Raw genomic sequence first — 18,360 nt, forward strand, 5'->3', positions numbered from 1 at the left:
ATTTGCCGAACGGTATTCCATCCAGCGGGGTCTTCCGAATGAAACTGCTCATCCTCCATCGCGTTCCGTATTCCTTCATCGAATACCATCGTGTCATCGATCATGGAATTCACGATGTCGTCTACGTGGGCTCGAGCGCGCAACTTGCGACCCTGCCGCCCGACCTTCCCTGCACGAGGGTTGAACGCCCGGGTCGAGCAGGTCTGGCCGAGGAAGTTCGCACCCTGTTCTCCACCGACGATGCCTTCGACCGGGTCATCAGCGTCTCCCAATACGAGATGATGGAGGCGGCGCAGATAAGACGGAGCCTCGGAGTAGAAGGGACATCACCGGAGCAGGTCCACATCGTGAACGACAAGGTAGCGATGAAAGCCGCGGTCGCAGGATGCGGACTTCGCGTGCCCAGATTTGTTCGCTGCGACGAGGCGCTCACCGCTGCGTCCGCCGATGTCGCTCCTTGGGCTGGGAAGACGGTGCTCAAACCACTCGATGGAACCGCCAGCAAGGATGTTTTCGTTTTCGCCACCTACGCTGACGCCGGCGCTGCGATTCTCAATCACCCTACAGGTCTGGAGGACTGGGATCCGGAACGCTTCCAGCTCGAAGAATATGTGGAGGGGCCGATCTTCCACTTCGATGGCGTGATGCTTGCCGGTGCGCCGGTGGCGATCGTCGCCAGCAGATATCTGGGCACTTGCCTCGAGTTCGCCCAGGGAGTTCCGCAGGGATCGATTCAAGTCGACGACGACGGTGGGCGTTGCAAGGTAGCGGTCGAGTACCTTCGGGCCGTGGGTATCGACAATGGCCCATTTCATCTCGAAATGATCGAGGCCGCAGATGGAATGGTTTTTCTGGAGGTCGGCGCCCGCCCCGGCGGCGGACATATCAAGGAGACGTTCCGGCTTGCCACAGGCATCGACTTGGTCGCGGCCGGTTTGGCCTGCAACCTCGATTGGTCACCTCTCGACATCAATCCACTGAAACGATGGTTCGAAAGTACGGCGAGCAGCACGGTCTACGGGGATTTCATGTTCCCGGGTCACCTGCTTCCGTCGCGGTACTGCGCGATATCGGGTGGAGAACGGTTTCAAGCCCACCCAGACGTTGTTCGATGGAAGGAGCTGGACGCGGGCGCTTCTCTTCCGGAGACGGTGAGCTATTTCGATTTCGAATTACCCGTCAGCGGCATCGTCGCCGGCCGGTCGAGCTCGGAAGTGACCTCACTCATTCGCGAAATCCTGACGACCGTGCAAGTCGTGCCGATCGAGCAGCCCACGCAATGCCCCACACCTGGCTGACCGGGCAGAACATGAATCTGCCCGGTCAGTGCGGGAGCGGACTCGTCTCCACCCGAATCCGAGCCTGCGCGTCAGCCAACCGGCGCTCGGCGTCCACGAGATCGGTGCCGACCGCGACTATGACACCTTGACGATCCGCAGAGGACCGGAGCGGACCGAGGTGTTGCCCTGGTTCGAGAGAACACTGCAACCGGATTATCCCCTCGGCCTGACGCGCGGCCTCGATGCCCTGCACGCGTTCGATCACCACATTCTCGTAACCAAAGAATGCGACGCAGCCTGCTCCAAGCCCGAGTGTTCGCGATTGCGGCGGCAGCCCGGCAAGATGACAGATCGACTCCCGGACCAGATCGCGACCCATCGCACGGTGCACCAGCTCCCAAATGAAATCGCCTCCAGGACGGGTATTGCCCTCGATGATCCGGGGCCCGGCCGAACCGATACGCACTTCGGTATGGGCCGGCCCAAAGGAATGACCGATCGAACTGAGGAAATCGGTGACGAGACCGCGGAGCTCGGCAAGGGCCGATACCGCGAGCACGGCCGGCATCAGATGACCGGTTTCGATATACCGTGGCGGGCCGGTGGTGGTTTTTGCGGTCACTGCGATGATGTCGTGCCGGCCATCCATGGTGAAGGATTCGACGCTGTATTCGGGGCCGTCGATGAACTCTTCGACGAGGGTCGGCCCGGGGTACTCGCCTCGAGAGCAGGCGAATGCGGATTCGACCTGGTCAAGGCTGGAGACGCGAAGAACACCGGAGCTGCCGGCGCCTTCAGCCGGCTTGACGATGATCGGGCCGCCCACTGACTGAAGAAAGCTCCGTACCTCGGAGGCCGAATGGCAGCTTCGGGTCCGCACAGCTCCGAGATCACGACCGGCCAGGTGCTCGCGCATGGCGATCTTGTCGCGGGTCAACCGGACGGCTTCCCGCGCATTGCCCTTGATGCCCAATGCCTCTTTGATCACGGCGGCCGGCATGAGGCCGTGCTCGGTGAAGGACACGACGGCATCGACGGGTTCGACCTCGTGCAGCTCCCGCGCCATGCTGAGCGCCTCTGCATGGTTGCGGTAATCGAATACGCACAGCCGGTGGGCGCGCCTGGCCTGCTGCGCGGTGACCGATTCGGAATTCTGAAACACAGACAGCTCGACCGGTAGATCTTCGATCATTCGGAAAGTCTCGTCATGTCCGCCGACGATCAAGATGTGAGCCATGCCGACCCAGCTCCCCGAGGTCCGCTGATTCCCGGAGGTCGCGCTCGTCCGGCCGGTCTCACTTCCGGCCCTCGATTACGCTGAAGCCGCAGGGCAGGAGCGTACTGCCGGTGAGTCCGAGGCCTGCGCGCTCGTAGAGGCGCGCGTAGTCCTGAATCGTTCGCTCCCGGCCGCCCGTCATGACCAGCATGGCGACGTCCACCACATTTCCCCAGACGTATCCGCCGTCCTCGCTGATCACCCGCTCCAGCACCAGGATCCTGCCGCCGGGCTCGAGTGCGTTCGCGCAATTGGTGAGGACACGTACCGAGTCGTCGTCGTTCATCGTGTGGAGAACGCTCTTGAGCAGATGGACGTCGCCCCCGCCAGGCACCTCTGTGAAACCGTCGCCGGGCACAATGCCACACCGCTCATCGACGCCATATTCCCGCAAGGTGTGACCGGCCCTGGCCAGCGAGAACTCCAGGTCGTAAATCGTGCCCCGCAGATGACCGTATTTGCGCAACAGCTGGGCGGTCACGATGCCGTAGCCACCGCCGACATCGACGACGTGCCGATTGTCCGCGAAATCGATCGCCTCCGCGGTCTCGAGACCGGCGCGGATCGAGATCTCGTGCCAGCCCAGATGGAAGCGCCGGGCGGAGTCGGGGTGCTCGGCCAGGTACTCGAAGAGGGATTTGCCGAAGAACTGGCCGAATCCTGTCTGCCCCGTACGAGCGCATTGGAGCAGCTCGCTCCAGGCCAGGTACGTTTCTGCGCCGGCAAAGAGCTCCACCTCGCTTGCGATCGATTCCGGATTATCCCTGCGCAAGAATTCGGCTCGCGGCGTGAGTGCGCATCTGTCCTGCTCGTCCACGGAGAAAATCCCCGCGCTCATCAGCAGGCGGAGGATCCGATTCAGCGCATCGGGATCAGTGCCGCTTCGTTGGGCGAGGTCGGCAAGCGCCAGTGGGCCCGCCGCCAGCAGATCGGCGAGCTCCAGCTCGACGGCTACGAACAAGCAGCTGGATATGTTGTAGCCGTGAACCATTTCTTTGACACAGAGACGGTCGGGCTTGTCACGGAAGTCGAAGTACATTGTGCGCCTTTGAATAGGTCGTGGAGTACAGCAATACGTGGAACTCCCGGACTCCCGGGCGTTCAACCAGCGTGAGGTTTCACCGCGTCGCGCGATAGATACCCAGGGGCTGGCAACCATTCACCCCCGCCCCGCACCGACGTAGGTTCAGGTGGTAGTCGCAGGGTCCGACTCCGACCCCAGATTTCGCACCAGCCAACGCCCGTCGACGAGATGCATGAGGACCGGGCACACGTACCGGGGATCGTTCGGCTGCCACAGGCCGCCCTCCAGCGCCGAGGCGTCGAGTACGTAGAGCGCCTCGACCCCCGGGGCGACCATCCTGGTGGCTGAACCGATTCCCCACGTCGCCGGATCCGGCAGCATCGCCCGGAACGACCGCAGATGCACGCGTTCGAAATGCACCCACAGCGGATGATCCGGCACAGGCCCGGCAAGGGCCGCCTCAACCGCTTCACTGTCCCAACCGTCAACAGTCATCTGATAGTGGTTGTCACGCACCCACTTCTGCGCGAGTACCGCCCGGAAGTCGGGGTCCACGTTCGGCCATACCGACAGCAGATCCCCGTCCACACACACCGGCATCAGGAATGCCCACGCCGCATTCACCAGATCTGTGTGCCCGAGAAACCGCACCAGTTCGGCCGGATCCACCGCACGAATCTGCCGGTACGTCTGCCGCACCTCGGGCGGCAACGAGTCGATCTGCTCGTCGGTCAGCTCCGGAAGGGCGGACACCGCCGGCACCGCACCGCGGTCCGAGGCGTCGTCCCGGTCGACCAGCAATGCCCGGACCGCGTCGACGAACCGTGGGGTCAGCCGGTCGAGTAACTCGAGCAGCTCCCCCACCGTGCGCGGCGGGAGCGTATTCCGGGCGACCAGCACGTGGATCCGCTCGAACACCGCTTCGGAGTCCAGATCGAGCTGATCGCAGAGGAATTCGTCGGGGTGGATCGCCTCGACGTCGAACGGGTCGAGGGCCGCAGGTGGGAAGTCCTTCGGATTCGCGGTCACGATCAATGCCGCACCGGACCGTACCGCCGCGGCCAGGACGTGCCGGTCCTTCGGATCGTTGGTCATCGCGGGAATCAACTCGCGGTACCCGCGTGACTCCTCCTCCGCGAACGGGAACGTTCTGCGCATCTGCTGGATCCGCCGCGCCGCCTGCTCCGGCGACTTACCGAACCTCTCCCCGGCCAGGTTGTGCTCCACCTCGTCGAGCAGATCCGGCGTCCACACCGGCCGGAACAACTCGGCATCGGCCAGGGTGAGCAGCAGGTTGTTCAGAGCCTGCGGAAGCAGGACGCACGCGTCGAGAACCACCCGAAAGGCAGCCACCGGTTGCCCTGCCCCTCGATCAGCGGGTCGAGACGAAGCCGTCAGCGGCGTCGCCGGGGTCCGGGGTTTCCTCGTGCGCCATCTCCTCGAACACCTGACCGCGTCGCGCACGCTCGTGTTGTCGGAAGGCCAGCACATCCGCCAACTCCACCCGCCGATGCCGGCCCGGCGACGAGTACGGAATCTTCCCGGCCTCCAGCAACCGCACCAACGTCGGCCGGGTAATGCCCAGCAGTTCGGCTGCCTCCTGCGTCGTCAGCACCGTCCGGTGCGGCTCCACCGTCACCGCCTGCCCCCGATCCAGAGCCGTGACCGCGTCGACGAGCAACCCGCGGACACTGTCCGGCAACGGCGCCGAACCCTCCGGGGTCGAGATCGTCACATCGCCCTGACCAGCGAGAACAAACTTCAACGCGGTGAGAAGGTCCCGATCGTCGGCGCCCGGCGGCAACACCGTGTGGTTCATCAGAGCGGCCATACCTCAACCATAAAACGAAAAAAACGAACACACAATGTCCTGAGCAGCGGACGAGGTGGCTCTCAGCCGAGTTCGTCGAGGAATTCCTCGACCACTTTCCGGTACTGCTCCGGCTGGTCGTCGTGGACGAGGTGCCCGGCCTGCGCGATGCGGACGTACTCGGCGCCGGGATGCCGCTCCGCCATGGTCCGCATCTGACCGTCCGGGGTGATGGTGAACTCCCCCTCGATCAGCAGGGCCGGAACGGTGATCGACGCCCACTGGTCCCAGAAGTGCCGGTCGCCCCACTCCGCCGAGATGTCGCGGAACGTGTCGACGTCGCCGTGCAGGTACCAGCCGTCGGCGCGCTTCTCGAACGACTCCAGGAAGTACTGTCCGGCAACCGGACCGAAGAACTCGAACAGATCCTCCCGGGTCGCGAACGGCTGCGGCCAGTTCGAGATCATCGCCGCCCAGTCGTCGGCGGTGCGGCCACGGAAGTCGGGGGCCATGTCTTCGAGGACGAGCGCCGACACCTTGTCCGGGTGCTCGGCCGCCAGGCACCAGGCGTGCAGGGCGCCCATCGAATGGCCGATCACCACCCACGGCTCGGTGAAGGCCGCGAGAGCCGCGGACAGATCTGCAACGAATGCTTCCGTCGTCAACCGCGACGGCGCGGGCCTGCCGTGGCCTGCGGCGTCGAACGTGAAGACGTGGCCGTGCTCGCGCAGCCACGGCACGTGCCGTCCCCACGTCCGGGCACTGCCCATCAGTCCGTGCAGCAACAGAATCGGCTGTCCCGTCCCACCCTCGTCGTGCAACGCACTCTCACCCGCCACCACTCCGACGCTAGCGGAGTAATCTCGCCCGCATGGCAGTGGTGAAGATCAACGCAATCGAAATCCCCGAGGGTGCGGGGCCCGAACTCGAGAAGCGCTTCGCGGCGCGCGCGCACGCCGTGGAGAACTCTCCCGGCTTCCTCGGCTTCCAGCTCCTGCGTCCGGTGCAGGGCGAGAACCGCTACTTCGTCGTCACGCAGTGGGAGAGCGAAGAGGCATTCGCGGCGTGGCGCGACGGTCCGGCCCGGGAAGCACATGCGGGTGAGCGGAAGAAGCCGGTGGCGTCCGGGGCGTCGCTGCTGGAGTTCGAGGTCGTACTCGACGTCGCGGCGGCGAACAAGAGCTGAGCGGCGGGGGCGGGCCGAGGATTGACACGACGGCCCGCCGGGTGCAAAAGTTCGCAGGACAATGCGATGGTTCGGCAGGAATCCGGTGCAATCCCGGAGCGGTCGCGCCACTGTAAATCGGAGTAGTCCTTCACGGGAACCACCTCGACAGCCAGATACTGCGGCCATCGCCTGGACCTAGGGGACGCGAAATCCCAGGAGGAACTATGGCACTCGCCTACGCACCCGGCTCGTCGGTCGACACGACCCGTCTCGCCGTCATCTCTTTCGCGATCGTTCTGTTCGCGATGCTCGCTCTCTACCTCGTGGGATTCGACCAGGGCGCGATCTCGCGCAGTGGCATGTACATGCATGAATTGATGCACGACGGCCGCCACCTCCTGGGTCTGCCATGCCACTGACCGATTCCTTCACGAAACTCCTCATCCGCGGTCTGCTGGCCGGCCTGATCGCAGGCATCCTGGCCGGTGGCGTCGCGTTCGTTCTCGGTGAGTCGCACATCGACGCGGCCATCGCGATCGAGGAATCGCACAGCGCCGCCGAACCCGAAGGCCACTCACACGACGCCGCCACCCAGGCGGACGAGCCTGCCGGGCACTCGCACGACGAGGAAGACGCACTGGTCAGCCGCGACGGGCAGCGCTTCGGACTGTTCCTCGCCACGTCCCTCGCCGGACTGGCTCTCGGAGCGATCTTCGCCGTCGTCGCGAATTACGCACGTCGGGTGACGACGCTGTCGGGACCATCGCTCGGCCTGAGCCTGGCAGCCTTCGGCTGGCTGGCAATCGAGGCGGTGCCGTTCTTCAAGTACCCCGCCAACCCGCCCGCCGTCGGAGACCCCGAGACGATCAACCAGCGCACCTGGCTGTGGCTTGCCGCAGTCGCGCTGGGCCTGCTCGCCGTGGTGGCGTCCGTCTTCGCGGCGAAGGCCGTCGCCGCGCAGGAGTTCCTGTCGGTGCGGATCGCGGCGCCGGTTGTCGCGTTCCTCGTGGTGGCGACCATCGGATACCTCGTGCTGCCCACGATCAACGAAGTGGGTGACGACTTCCCCGCCGTGCTGCTGTGGCAGTTCCGGCTGTCGTCCCTCGCGACGCAGGCCACGCTGTGGCTGGTTCTCGGACTCGTGTTCGCGTTCCTCACGGAGCGTGCCACCCGGGCCACGGCGCCCGCGTCGGCGAACGCCTCTGCCTGACCATGTGAGTGGCACGGTGTGCTGGAGCACACCGTGCCACTCACATGGGATGGGTGTCCCAACGGGCCGGGTCCGTCTCCAGGGCGGCCCGGTCCCAGCCACCCCGATCGGCGGCCGCATCGTACGTGCTGTGCAGGAACTTCAGCAGAGCCGCATCGGGGTCGTCCGCGGTGCGGACGGTCTCGTACGGCAGCAGGAACTGCCGGAACTCCGCGCTGTAGAACGCGCCGTCCGGCCCGACCGGGTAGTCGGCGAAGCCGTCCGGTTCCGGATAGGCGTACGCGTAGAACGCGCCCTCGACGCCACCGCCGGGCCAGAATCCACAGCTGCTCAGCTCGTGTGAGTAGCCCTCGACCATCACCCAGTCGCCGCAGTTCGGCGCTCCCCCAGGATGAGTGGGCGCGCTTCGACCGGAGAACCGGGTACAGGCCAGGTCGAGCGCACCCCAGAAGAAGTGCACGGGACTGACCTTCCCGATGAAGTGGGCACGGAACTCGTGCAGCACACGATCCGCCTGCACGAGCTGCCGCCAGAACCGGTGCACCGACTCACCGTCGTACGAGCAGTGCTGCGTGTCCTCGGCGAACGGAACAGCCGTCTCCACCTCGTTGGGCCTGGCCAGGATGGTCGTCGTCACGCCCAGTTCGGCCAGCGTGTCCATCGTCTCCGCATAGAAATCGGCCACCGACTTCGGTTCGAGCGCAACCGTTCCGGTTCCGCCCGCGCTCGTGCGGATCACCAGCCGATGGTCGACGAAGTCGAATTCGATGTCGAAACACTCGGTGCCGTACGGGACGGTCGACGTGGTGAGACCGCGGGGGCTCACGTACAGCGGCACCTGCCACCAGTGGTTGATCAGCGGTGCGTGGGCCAGGCGGATCTTCCCGACGATCTGCGTCCACATGTGCAGGGTGTCCCTCGTCGACGTCCACTCGTCCACCTTCAACGCCGGCCATGCATCTCCGGATCGTGTCTGCTCGCGCACAGTGCCTCCCTGCCGACGACGTGCTTTTCAATGTGCTCCCCGTCCGGAGTGATGGCAAGGTGCCGCACCGATACCCGAGTAGGGGTGGCCGCCACTCCCCGGGGTGATGTGCCCGCGATGTCACCGATACCAGCATTGGGGACATGACCACTCGCACCGCACCACCGGCCCCGCAGACGGTCGAACACGCGTTCCGGCTGCTCGGGCTCGCCCTGTTCGCCGGCGTGGTGGAGGCGATTGCACACGCGTCCACCGCACTGGAGAATCCGGACGCCGACGTCGCCGGGCTCGCCGGACAACTCGCGGTCCGTGTTCTCGTCTACGCCGCGGTGCTGTTCGTCATGACCCGGTTCCGCAGCGGCAGGGCGTGGGCGCGGGGCGTCCTCGCGATCAGCCTCGGCATCTTCGGCGTCACGTCGCTCGTGGCGGAGCCGATCGCCTGGATGACGGCGTGCGATGACCCGATGTCCGCCGTCTCCGGTCTGACGCTCGACGTCGCGGTGATCGCGCTCGCCCGGCTCACGCACCTCGCGGCGGTGATCGCCGCACTGGCACTCATGTTCCGGGCTGACGCCAACCGGTACTTCGCCCGCTGCTAGGTGACCGGCGCCGCGCTCGCCTGCGTCAGGAGCTGCAGGAACACGTCCTTCGGCTGCGCACCGGATACCGCGACCCGGCGGTTGGCGACGAAGAACGGCACCGCCGACACCTGCAACGCACGAGCGGTGTCGAGATCGGCCCGGACCGCGTCCGCACCGGCATCGGAATCGAGTTCGGCGCGCACCGTGTCGGCGTCGAGCCCGGCCCGCGCCGCGATGTCGACGAGCACCTCGCGGTCGTCGATCACGGCGCCCTCACCGAAGTGGGCGCGGAACAGTCCCTCCACCACGGCATCTCGCCTGTCGCCCGCGAGGTGGATCAGCCGGTGCGCGTCGAAGGTGTTGGCGGCGACGACCGTGTCGAAGTCCAGTCGCAGACCCTCGTCGGCCGCCGTCTGCGCGACGTGCCCGAACATCTGACGGACCTGCTCCGCCGACAGCCCCTTGCTCTCCACCAGGGCGTCGAGTTCGGTGCGCCGCTCCCCGACCGGCGTGTCCGGGGACAGCTGGTACGACCGCCACGTCACGTTGACCCGGTCGCGCCCCTCGAACTCGTCGAGGGCCGACAGGAAACGGCGCTTGCCGATGTAGCACCAGGGGCAGGCCACGTCGGACCAGATCTCGATCTCGATGTCGCCGTCGTGCTTCTGCTGTGTCGTCACAGTTCAGTGGAACAGATCGGTGCCGGATTCTGTTCCGGCTCGTTCCGCTCAGAGGATGTCTTGGCTCGCCGTGGTGTATTTACGCCCGCCGAATTCGACCGAACGGTACGGTGAGGGTGTCGACACGGCGAGAGTAACGTCGTATCGATCGTGCCGCTGAACGAGGGGCGCTCGTCGCGATGCCCGGACAATCGACGGCCGATGGTTGCGGAACCCGAACTCCTCCAGGAGTAGCCATGGTTTACGTCTCTTCACCGAGCAAGTCCGTCGAATCAGTCGGAATCGTGCTGATCGCCGTCGGAGTCGTCCTGCTCTCACTTCTCACCCTCTACCTGGTCGGCTTCGACCAGGGTGCGATCTCCCGAAGTGGCATGTACCTGCACGAATTGATGCACGACGGACGCCATCTCCTGGGAGTCCCCTGTCACTAGTTCCACCCCTACGGAGCGCGCGATGAACTCTCCAGCAGAATTCGAAGCACAGGCGAACAGAGTGGCGGGGTACGGCCCCCTCCATCACGAAGAGATGGATTCGCCGTACTACCTCCCCAATTCCGCGTTCGACGCGCTGCGGCACGTGCTGCACGACGTCGGCGGCCAGCCCGCCCTTCCCGTCGCGTACGAGGAGAAGGTCGAAGAGGACTGGGAGATGAGCACGTACGTCACGTGCGAATGCCTCGGCTGGCGGGGCGTGTGGAACTCGGAGGAACGCCGTCGCGCCGAGAACGACCTGGGTGCCACGCTCTACTTCGGATTGCCGTACTACGCGCGGTGGATCACGGTGGCTGCCAAGACACTCATCAACAAGGGCCTGATCACGCCGGACGAACTCTCCGCCAAGATCGACGAAGTGCGGGCCCGGACCGCCGGCGGACCTACGGCGGGAGGCCGGTCATGACGAAGTTCGAGATCGGCGACCGCGTCACCGTCAAGGATGCGACGTCGATGTTCCACACCCGCACGCAGGCATTCATCCGCGGGCACACCGGCGTCGTCGTCGAACACCGCCCGGCGTGGGTGATCCCCGAGGACGAGGCGTGGGGACGCGTCGACGACGGCCGGACCGAGCCGTTCTACGTCGTCCGCTTCCAGCAGACCGACCTCTGGCCCCGCTACACCGGATACGAGATCGACACCTTGGAAACCGAGTGCTCCGAGCGCTGGCTCGAGCCGGCAGGAGAGGCCGACACATGACGCATTCGCACGACGATCACGCCCCGATCCAGGCCTCGGAGGAGGTCAGCGAATTCGAGATCCTGGAAACCGCCATCCGGGAACTGTCCATCGAACACGGACTGTTCTCCCGCGAGGATCACCGGCGCTTCTCGGAATGGGCCGAATCGGTAGGGCCGTCGGGTGGTTCGAAGTTGGTCGCGAAGGCGTGGGTGGATCCGGAATTCAAGAAGCGCCTACTGGCCGACGGCACCGAGACCTGCAAGGAAGTGGGGATCGACTGGCGCGACCCCACCGGGTCGGGCACACCGAGCGACTACACGTACTTCTACGTACTGGAGAACACCCCGAAAGTGCACAACGTCATCGTCTGCACGTTGTGTTCGTGCTATCCGCGGCCCGTCCTCGGCATGTCCCCGGACTGGTACCGCACACCCAACTACCGCCGCCGGCTGGTGCGCTGGCCCCGCGAGGTGATCGCGGAGTTCGGCCTGCACTTCCCGTCGGACGTCGAAGTGCGCGTGCATGATTCGAATCAGAAATCGCGATTTATGGTGATGCCGATGCGCCCCGAAGGCACCGAGGGGTGGAGTGAGGAACAGCTGGCGTCGATCGTCACCCGCGACACCATGATCGGCGTCGCCGTCCCGCAGGTCGACTGGACGGCGACCACACCACCCTCGGACAACGGAGGAGCCGCGCGATGATGGCAGACAGGGGCTACGACGTCATCCTGAACACGTTGACACCGGCGACAACTCGCGACGACGTGACGCTCCCGGACCTCGACCGCAAGCCCGACCCGTGGGAATCGAGCATGCAGGCCACCGCGGAATGCCTGTCCTGGCGTGGCGCCTGGGACAATCTCGACAGGCGCCACACCGAGGACCAGCTGGGCGAAACCATCTACCGCGACTTCCCCGTCCGCTCCCGGTCCGTCGTCGCCACCGCGCACGCGCTGATGGACAAGGGCGTCATCAGCCCGGACGAACTCCAGGCGAAGATGGAGGAAGTGCGCGCACGGGTCAACCGTCGGTAGCCGGCACTCAGGATTCGAGTGCCGCGTCCAACGTGATCTCGACGCCGGTGAGTGCCTTGCTCACCGGGCACGACTCCTTCGCGGCCTGAGCGGCCTTGGCGAAGCCGTCTGCGTCGAGCCCGTCCACCTCACCGCGGACCGTCAACTTGATGCCGGTGAGCTTGAAACCCGGGTTGTCCGGCCCGAGTGAGACATCGGCCTTCACCTCGAGGCTCTGCGGGGTTCCGCCTGCCTCCGCGATGAGTGCGGACAGCTGCATCGCGTAGCAGGACGAATGCGCCGCCGCGATCAGCTCCTCCGGGCTGGTGGTTCCACCCGCCTCCTCCGCCGCGCGCTTCGGGAACGAGACGTCGAAGGTCGCGACACCGGAACTGGTGAGTTCCACCTGGCCGCTTCCCTGTTCGAGTGATCCGTTCCAAGCGGTCCGTGCGGTACGTGTCGGCATGCCACATCCTCTCGTGGTTCTTCGGTTTACGTGTCGAACCTACTCGTACCTGGCGCACATCCGCAGCGCCCGGGAACGCAGGGCGGCCCGCAGATCGTCCGGCGCCAGCACTTCTGCGTCCTCGCCGAGCGACCACAGCACGCCGCTCGCGTGGGAGTCGTCGCCGAACACCACTTCCAGGCGCACCCGGTCGCCGTCGGCGGGCTGCTCGGATCGGACGGCGTAGGCACGCTCCGCCAGAACGTCGCGGCACTCCCGGCGGACGAGAACGTCGACGACGATCGGTGTGCCGCGTGCCCGGAACGCCGAACGGCGATGCTCCCAGATCGCGGCGAGGTCGATGTCGGCCGGTCGCTGTGCCGGTTCGTCGAGTTCGCGGACGTCCGCGATCCGCTCGAGCCGGTACGTCCGGTCGCGGCCGGCGTCCGTCGCCACCAGGTACCACCGTCCCCCCGCGTGGATGAGACCCTGCGGGTCGATGACCCGCCACACCGGTTCGTTGCCCCGCGACGGGTAGAGGATGCTCAGGCGCCTGCCCACGAACACCGCTTGCTGGATCAGCCCGAGGTGGTCGTCGACCGGTTCCGGATCGGTCAGCCACGAACCCTGGGTGACGAACACCCGCTCCGCCACCTTCGTCGCCGCGGCCCGGTGCGCGTCCGGCATCGCCGCGACCACCTTGCGCATCGCCGACGCGAACGCCGGCGCCATGCCCAGCGACTCCGAGGTCACCGCGGAGCCCGCCGCCAGCAGGGCCTTGGCCTCGTCGACGGTCAGGCCCGTGAGGTCGGTGGTGAATCCCGGGAGCAACTCGAAACCGCCGTCCCGGCCGCGTTCGGCGTACACCGGGATCCCCGCCGTCGACAGCGCATCGATGTCTCGCAGCACGGTGCGCGGCGACACCTCGAGTTCGCGGGCCAGCGCCGCAGCCGACATTCGCCCACGGTTGCGGAGCAGGAGGACGAGCGAGAGCAGACGGTCGGCGCGCATGCGGAAAGTCTGTCAGAAATACACGACAGAGGATGTCATGTATTGCGGCGATAGTTGCCTCATGACAAACACGACAGATCCCCGGCCCCTGTACCACGAAGCCCTCACCTGGACCACCGGTCTCATCGAGAACGTCCGCGAGGACCAGTTGACGGCATCCACCCCGTGCGCCGACTTCGACGTCCGCACCATGCTCGGCCACCTCGTCGCCACCGTGGAGCGTGCCCGCGTGATCGGTGAGGGCGGCGACCCGGCCACCGTTCCGCTCGTCGTCACCGACATCCCCGACGAGGGCTACGCGGACGCCTACCGGTCGGCCGCCGACCGCATGTGGCCCGTCTGGACCGACGACAGCCGCCTCGACGCAACGGTGACCGCCCCGTGGGGCACCGTCCCCGGCCGCGCCGCGATCTGGGGCTACATCAACGAGACGCTCGTGCACGGCTGGGATCTGGCGGTCGCCACCGGCCAGCCCTCCGAAACCCGCCCCGAACTCGCGGAGGCCATGCTCGCCGTCGCACAGCGCGCGATCCCGGCGGAACCACGCGGCGGGCACGTGCCGTTCGCGGACGTGGTCGAGCCGCACCCCACCGCCGGTCCCACCGAGCGCCTCGTCAACTGGTCGGGACGCAAGAGCATCTGAACCCCGCACACACGAACGGGCCGCCGGTGGAAACCACCGGCGGCCCGTCTCGTTCGACTACTGCCCGACTACTCCGAGTCGGCTGCGCCCGACTTGGCCAGGTCGACCGGAACCTCGTCGGGCACCGTGACCGGCTTCGTCTCGCCGCGGAACGTGAACTTCGCGTCCTCGCCCGCGCCTTCGCCGTCCCAGTTCTCGACGTCGACGTACACGATCTGACCGGGGCCGACCTCGCCGAAGAGGATCTTCTCCGACAGCTGGTCCTCGATCTCGCGCTGGATGGTGCGACGCAGCGGCCGCGCACCCAGGACCGGATCGAAGCCACGCTTGGCCAGCAGCGACTTCGCCTTGTCGGTGACCTCCATCGTCATGTCCTTGTTCTTCAAGGCCACCTCGACGCGCGCAACCATCAGGTCCACCATCTGAACGATCTGCTCGGTGGTGAGCTGGTGGAACACGACGATGTCGTCGATGCGGTTGAGGAACTCGGGCCGGAAGTGCTTCTTCAGCTCGTCGTGGACCTTGAGCTTCATCCGCTCGTAGTTCGACTCGTCGCCCTTACCGGACGTGAAGCCGAGACCCACTGCCTTGGAGATGTCCGACGTGCCGAGGTTCGAGGTGAAGATGAGCACCGTGTTCTTGAAGTCCACGGTCCGGCCCTGACCGTCGGTGAGACGGCCGTCTTCGAGCACCTGCAGGAGGGTGTTGTAGATCTCCTGGTGTGCCTTCTCGATCTCGTCGAACAGCACCACGCTGAACGGCTTGCGGCGCACCTTCTCGGTGAGCTGTCCGCCCTCTTCGTAGCCGACGTAGCCGGGAGGGGCACCGAACAGCCGCGACGCGGTGAAGCGGTCGTGGAACTCACCCATGTCGATCTGGATGAGAGCGTCGTCCTCACCGAACAGGAAGTTGGCGAGCGACTTGGCCAGCTCGGTCTTACCGACACCGGACGGGCCGGCGAAGATGAACGAACCGGACGGACGCTTCGGGTCCTTCAGGCCGGCACGGGTACGACGGATGGCCTTGGCGACGGCCTTGACCGCGTCTTCCTGACCGATGATCCGCTTGTGCAGCTCCTCCTCCATGCGGAGCAGACGGGTGGTCTCCTCCTCGGTGAGCTTGAACACGGGGATGCCGGTCCAGTTACCCAGGACCTCGGCGATCTGCTCGTCGTCGACCTCGGCGATGACGTCCAGGTCACCGGAACGCCACTGCTTCTCCCGCTCTGCACGCTGAGCGACGAGGGTCTTCTCCTTGTCGCGCAGGTTCGCGGCCTTCTCGAAGTCCTGCGCGTCGATCGCGGACTCCTTCTCGCGGCGGGCGTCGGCGATCTTGTCGTCGAACTCGCGGAGGTCCGGCGGTGCGGTCATCCGGCGGATGCGCATCCGTGCTCCGGCCTCGTCGATGAGGTCGATGGCCTTGTCCGGCAGGAAGCGGTCGTTGATGTAGCGATCGGCCAGGGTGGCCGCGGCGACGAGTGCACCGTCCGTGATGGACACGCGGTGATGCGCCTCGTAACGGTCGCGCAGACCCTTGAGGATCTCGATGGTGTGCTCCACCGTCGGCTCGCCGACCTGCACCGGCTGGAAGCGGCGCTCGAGGGCGGCGTCCTTCTCGATGTACTTGCGGTACTCGTCGAGGGTGGTCGCACCGATGGTCTGCAGCTCACCGCGGGCCAGCTTCGGCTTGAGGATCGAGGCCGCGTCGATGGCGCCCTCGGCCGCGCCGGCACCCACCAGGGTGTGCAGCTCGTCGATGAACAGAATGATGTCGCCGCGGGTGTTGATCTCCTTGAGGACCTTCTTCAGGCGCTCTTCGAAGTCACCGCGGTAGCGGCTGCCTGCCACGAGCGACCCGAGGTCGAGCGTGTACAGCTGCTTGTCCTTGAGCGTCTCGGGGACCTCGCCGTTGACGATGGCCTGAGCGAGACCTTCGACGACGGCGGTCTTACCGACACCGGGCTCACCGATCAGCACGGGGTTGTTCTTGGTACGGCGCGACAGCACCTGCATGACGCGCTCGATTTCCTTCGAGCGGCCGATGACGGGGTCGAGCTTGCCTTCGAGGGCCGCCTGGGTGAGGTTGCGACCGAACTGGTCGAGCACCAGCGACGTGGACGGGGTGCCCGCCTCGCCACGAGTGCCGCCGGATTCGGCCGGCTCCTTGCCCTGGTAACCGGAAAGCAGCTGGATGACCTGCTGACGGACCCGGTTGAGATCGGCGCCGAGCTTCACCAGAACCTGCGCTGCGACGCCTTCACCCTCGCGGATGAGGCCGAGCAGGATGTGCTCCGTACCGATGTAGTTGTGTCCGAGCTGCAGTGCCTCGCGCAGGCTGAGCTCCAGGACTTTTTTGGCACGCGGGGTGAAGGGGATGTGGCCGGACGGGGCCTGCTGGCCCTGGCCGATGATCTCCTCGACCTGGCTGCGCACTCCTTCGAGGGAGATGCCCAACGACTCCAGCGACTTGGCAGCGACACCTTCGCCCTCGTGAATGAGGCCGAGCAGGATGTGCTCCGTACCGATGTAGTTGTGGTTGAGCATCCTGGCTTCTTCTTGAGCCAGGACAACAACGCGCCGTGCGCGATCGGTGAACCTCTCGAACATCGCTCTCCCTCACACTTTCCGACGTGCAGTCACGAGACCGGGTGTCTCGTCCCTGTTCGCCGCGTTTCGCTCCGGCACTACAAGCAGATCGCCAGCGCCTGCTCCGAGGGCAGAAGCCCCCAACCGACGAAGGTTCCACGACCCCAGCTATTACTCTAGTTGGCTGCCGATCGACCTGCTGCCCCTCCACCCCTTTAGGTGGGCGAGCACGCCTGCTTATTCGTATTTAACGCCCCAGCTCCGGCAATCGTTTCCCCTTCGCTGTACGCCTGGAGCGAACAGGTCCGGTGGTGCCTGTGAAGGGCACCCGGTCGATAGAGGCCGGCGGCCCGCTCCCCGAGGGGGCGAGACCTGCGTATCCGGACAGGGTATGTCGACGAGCTGTGAGTTCGCCACCCATTCGTTTCCGCCGGGGTCGGCGGCGTTACCCAGCGGGTTGCCCAGGCCTCCCCCGGTAACTGGCGGCAGATGGATCTCGCGGGGGGCTACCCCGCGACAGGGGCGACGAAACTGCACGGCACCACGCGCGGATTGTCGCGGTCCAGCGCGTTCAGGACGAAACCGGCGGCGCGGGCGGAGCCGGCGACGGCGACGTGGTCGGAATAGTCCTGCTGGCACCCGTCCTGGACGACGATGTTGATGGTGTGCGGCCCCGGCTCGAGGCCGCTCGTGTACGGGACGACCAGTTCGTCGTAGCGAGTGACGATGTTCGTGTACTCGATCCCGGGGACGTAGACCCCGCCCGCGCGCATGCGGTCGATGAACTTCGACCCCTGAAGCATCTCGGGACACGCCTGGCAGACGGGGAAACCTGCCGCCACCGCGTCGTCGATGCCGAGCGAACGCAGGAACCGGCCTGCACTGATCTGATCGTTTCCGTACGTGCCCTGCCACGGCGGGGCGAGCGACACGATCTTCGCGACCTTGTCCGCACCCCCGAAGAACTTCACGTAATTGTTCGCCTGCACCGTGCCCTGGGAATGTCCCACCAGGTCGACTTTCGCGGCGCCCGTACTCGCCAGCACCTGATCGACGAACGCGGCGATCTGAGCGGTGCCGGTGTCGATGGGCGTCATTCCGCCGATCGCGTCGAGCGGCCAGGGCAGGTCGGGGAAGTTGCCGTAGGTGAGGGAGTACACGCAGTAACCCTCGTTGGCGAGCAGGGGTGCATACACCGCCCAGTTGGTCTGGCGCGCGCCTCCCGTCCCGTGGACGAGGACCACCGGTTCGGGATGCGCGTCACTCGGCCGGCAGGACCAGTCGTTCGAGCCCGGGGCCGAACCGTCCGGATTTCCCAATTCGAGGGGCACTCCGGCGAGGAACGAATCCGGCACCGGATAGGCAGGCGCTGCGGATGCCACCCCGGCCCACATAACGAAAGCCAGGAACAGAATCCCTGAAACGGACACGCAGCGGCGCACAGCTACCCCCAGACTCCCCGAATGTCGGAT

The 18,360-nt window shown here is 65.9% G+C and carries 22 protein-coding genes and 1 riboswitch; of the genes, 11 read left to right on the plus strand and 11 right to left on the minus strand.

Annotated features, from left to right (window positions below; all coding sequences use genetic code 11):
• Positions 1–38: 38 nt before the first annotated feature.
• Positions 39–1,298, plus strand: coding sequence for an ATP-grasp domain-containing protein (locus BLV94_RS23380; RefSeq protein ID WP_072947382.1), 1,260 nt, complete (start codon positions 39–41; stop codon positions 1,296–1,298).
• A 25-nt stretch (positions 1,299–1,323) separates the two neighbouring features.
• Here BLV94_RS23380 and BLV94_RS23385 read toward each other — a convergent pair whose 3' ends face one another.
• The 5 genes from BLV94_RS23385 to BLV94_RS23405 all read right to left on the minus strand — a co-directional run bounded on the left by BLV94_RS23385 (position 1,324) and on the right by BLV94_RS23405 (position 6,229).
• Entirely contained in the window at positions 1,324–2,517 is a 1,194-nt protein-coding gene (locus BLV94_RS23385; RefSeq protein WP_072947381.1) for an ATP-grasp domain-containing protein, read from the minus strand.
• Positions 2,518–2,575: 58 nt separating this feature from the next.
• Entirely contained in the window at positions 2,576–3,595 is a 1,020-nt protein-coding gene (locus BLV94_RS23390) for a methyltransferase (RefSeq protein WP_072947380.1), read from the minus strand.
• 147 nt (positions 3,596–3,742) lie between these two features.
• Entirely contained in the window at positions 3,743–4,933 is a 1,191-nt protein-coding gene (locus tag BLV94_RS23395; protein ID WP_095863006.1) for a PIN domain-containing protein, read from the minus strand.
• Between the two features lie 19 nt (positions 4,934–4,952).
• Positions 4,953–5,411 carry a helix-turn-helix domain-containing protein gene (locus tag BLV94_RS23400; protein WP_072947378.1) on the minus strand — a complete coding sequence of 153 codons (459 nt, stop codon included), beginning with the start codon at positions 5,409–5,411 and terminating at the stop codon, positions 4,953–4,955.
• Between the two features lie 62 nt (positions 5,412–5,473).
• Positions 5,474–6,229 (minus strand): alpha/beta fold hydrolase, encoded by a 756-nt coding sequence (locus BLV94_RS23405; RefSeq protein WP_072947377.1) that lies wholly within the window; start codon positions 6,227–6,229, stop codon positions 5,474–5,476.
• Between the two features lie 32 nt (positions 6,230–6,261).
• Between BLV94_RS23405 and BLV94_RS23410 the strand changes: the two genes are divergently transcribed.
• From BLV94_RS23410 to BLV94_RS23420, 3 genes are all read left to right on the plus strand, one after another.
• On the plus strand, positions 6,262–6,576 hold the full coding sequence (locus BLV94_RS23410; RefSeq protein WP_012691525.1) for an antibiotic biosynthesis monooxygenase family protein: 315 nt from the start codon (positions 6,262–6,264) through the stop codon (positions 6,574–6,576).
• 50 nt (positions 6,577–6,626) lie between these two features.
• Positions 6,627–6,759, plus strand: a riboswitch (cobalamin riboswitch).
• Between the two features lie 23 nt (positions 6,760–6,782).
• Positions 6,783–6,977, plus strand: coding sequence for a CbtB domain-containing protein (locus tag BLV94_RS23415; protein WP_005244930.1), 195 nt, complete (start codon positions 6,783–6,785; stop codon positions 6,975–6,977).
• Positions 6,968–7,768 carry a CbtA family protein gene (locus BLV94_RS23420; RefSeq protein WP_072947376.1) on the plus strand — a complete coding sequence of 267 codons (801 nt, stop codon included), beginning with the start codon at positions 6,968–6,970 and terminating at the stop codon, positions 7,766–7,768. Before BLV94_RS23415 ends, BLV94_RS23420 begins: the two co-directional genes overlap by 10 nt.
• 40 nt (positions 7,769–7,808) lie before the next feature.
• Here BLV94_RS23420 and BLV94_RS23425 read toward each other — a convergent pair whose 3' ends face one another.
• Positions 7,809–8,753 carry a DUF5996 family protein gene (locus tag BLV94_RS23425; RefSeq protein ID WP_072947375.1) on the minus strand — a complete coding sequence of 315 codons (945 nt, stop codon included), beginning with the start codon at positions 8,751–8,753 and terminating at the stop codon, positions 7,809–7,811.
• A gap of 143 nt (positions 8,754–8,896) precedes the next feature.
• Here BLV94_RS23425 and BLV94_RS23430 point away from each other — a divergent pair, with 143 nt between their 5' ends.
• A complete protein-coding gene (locus tag BLV94_RS23430; RefSeq protein WP_072947374.1) occupies positions 8,897–9,352 on the plus strand; it encodes a hypothetical protein in 456 nt (151 codons plus the stop codon).
• Here BLV94_RS23430 and BLV94_RS23435 read toward each other — a convergent pair.
• Positions 9,349–10,014 (minus strand): DsbA family oxidoreductase, encoded by a 666-nt coding sequence (locus BLV94_RS23435; RefSeq protein WP_072947373.1) that lies wholly within the window; start codon positions 10,012–10,014, stop codon positions 9,349–9,351. The genes BLV94_RS23430 and BLV94_RS23435 overlap by 4 nt on opposite strands.
• A gap of 236 nt (positions 10,015–10,250) precedes the next feature.
• Here BLV94_RS23435 and BLV94_RS23440 point away from each other — a divergent pair, with 236 nt between their 5' ends.
• From BLV94_RS23440 to BLV94_RS23460, 5 genes are read left to right on the plus strand one after another with little or no spacing between them, the layout of a single operon-like run.
• Positions 10,251–10,445 (plus strand): CbtB domain-containing protein, encoded by a 195-nt coding sequence (locus BLV94_RS23440; RefSeq protein ID WP_072947372.1) that lies wholly within the window; start codon positions 10,251–10,253, stop codon positions 10,443–10,445.
• A gap of 22 nt (positions 10,446–10,467) precedes the next feature.
• On the plus strand, positions 10,468–10,911 hold the full coding sequence (locus tag BLV94_RS51590; RefSeq protein ID WP_072947371.1) for an SH3-like domain-containing protein: 444 nt from the start codon (positions 10,468–10,470) through the stop codon (positions 10,909–10,911).
• Positions 10,908–11,207 carry an SH3-like domain-containing protein gene (locus BLV94_RS51595; RefSeq protein ID WP_072947370.1) on the plus strand — a complete coding sequence of 100 codons (300 nt, stop codon included), beginning with the start codon at positions 10,908–10,910 and terminating at the stop codon, positions 11,205–11,207. Before BLV94_RS51590 ends, BLV94_RS51595 begins: the two co-directional genes overlap by 4 nt.
• Positions 11,204–11,893, plus strand: coding sequence for a thiocyanate hydrolase subunit gamma (gene scnC, locus BLV94_RS23455; RefSeq protein ID WP_072947369.1), 690 nt, complete (start codon positions 11,204–11,206; stop codon positions 11,891–11,893). Before BLV94_RS51595 ends, scnC begins: the two co-directional genes overlap by 4 nt.
• Positions 11,890–12,225, plus strand: a complete 336-nt coding sequence (locus BLV94_RS23460; RefSeq protein ID WP_072947368.1) for an SH3-like domain-containing protein — start codon at positions 11,890–11,892, stop codon at positions 12,223–12,225. The genes scnC and BLV94_RS23460 overlap by 4 nt, the downstream gene beginning before the upstream one ends.
• A 7-nt stretch (positions 12,226–12,232) precedes the next feature.
• Here the strand turns inward: BLV94_RS23460 and BLV94_RS23465 are convergent, their stop codons facing one another.
• Positions 12,233–12,670: an OsmC family protein gene (locus BLV94_RS23465; RefSeq protein ID WP_005244949.1), complete on the minus strand. Its 438-nt coding sequence runs from the start codon at positions 12,668–12,670 to the stop codon at positions 12,233–12,235.
• Positions 12,671–12,709: 39 nt separating this feature from the next.
• The gene (locus BLV94_RS23470) at positions 12,710–13,660 is read right to left on the minus strand and encodes a helix-turn-helix transcriptional regulator (protein WP_072947367.1); all 951 of its coding nucleotides are present in this window, start codon (positions 13,658–13,660) and stop codon (positions 12,710–12,712) included.
• A gap of 61 nt (positions 13,661–13,721) precedes the next feature.
• On the opposite strand from BLV94_RS23470, the gene BLV94_RS23475 reads away from it, so the two are divergent.
• Positions 13,722–14,303, plus strand: coding sequence for a TIGR03086 family metal-binding protein (locus tag BLV94_RS23475; RefSeq protein ID WP_072947366.1), 582 nt, complete (start codon positions 13,722–13,724; stop codon positions 14,301–14,303).
• Positions 14,304–14,371: 68 nt separating this feature from the next.
• Here BLV94_RS23475 and BLV94_RS23480 read toward each other — a convergent pair whose 3' ends face one another.
• Both BLV94_RS23480 and BLV94_RS23485 read right to left on the minus strand, forming a co-directional pair.
• Entirely contained in the window at positions 14,372–16,909 is a 2,538-nt protein-coding gene (locus BLV94_RS23480; protein WP_072947365.1) for an ATP-dependent Clp protease ATP-binding subunit, read from the minus strand.
• 485 nt (positions 16,910–17,394) lie between these two features.
• Positions 17,395–18,330: an esterase/lipase family protein gene (locus BLV94_RS23485; protein WP_072947364.1), complete on the minus strand. Its 936-nt coding sequence runs from the start codon at positions 18,328–18,330 to the stop codon at positions 17,395–17,397.
• Positions 18,331–18,360 lie beyond the last annotated feature (30 nt).

It is taken from the genome of Rhodococcus koreensis (genome assembly GCF_900105905.1).
GTDB lineage: Bacteria > Actinomycetota > Actinomycetes > Mycobacteriales > Mycobacteriaceae > Rhodococcus_F > Rhodococcus_F koreensis.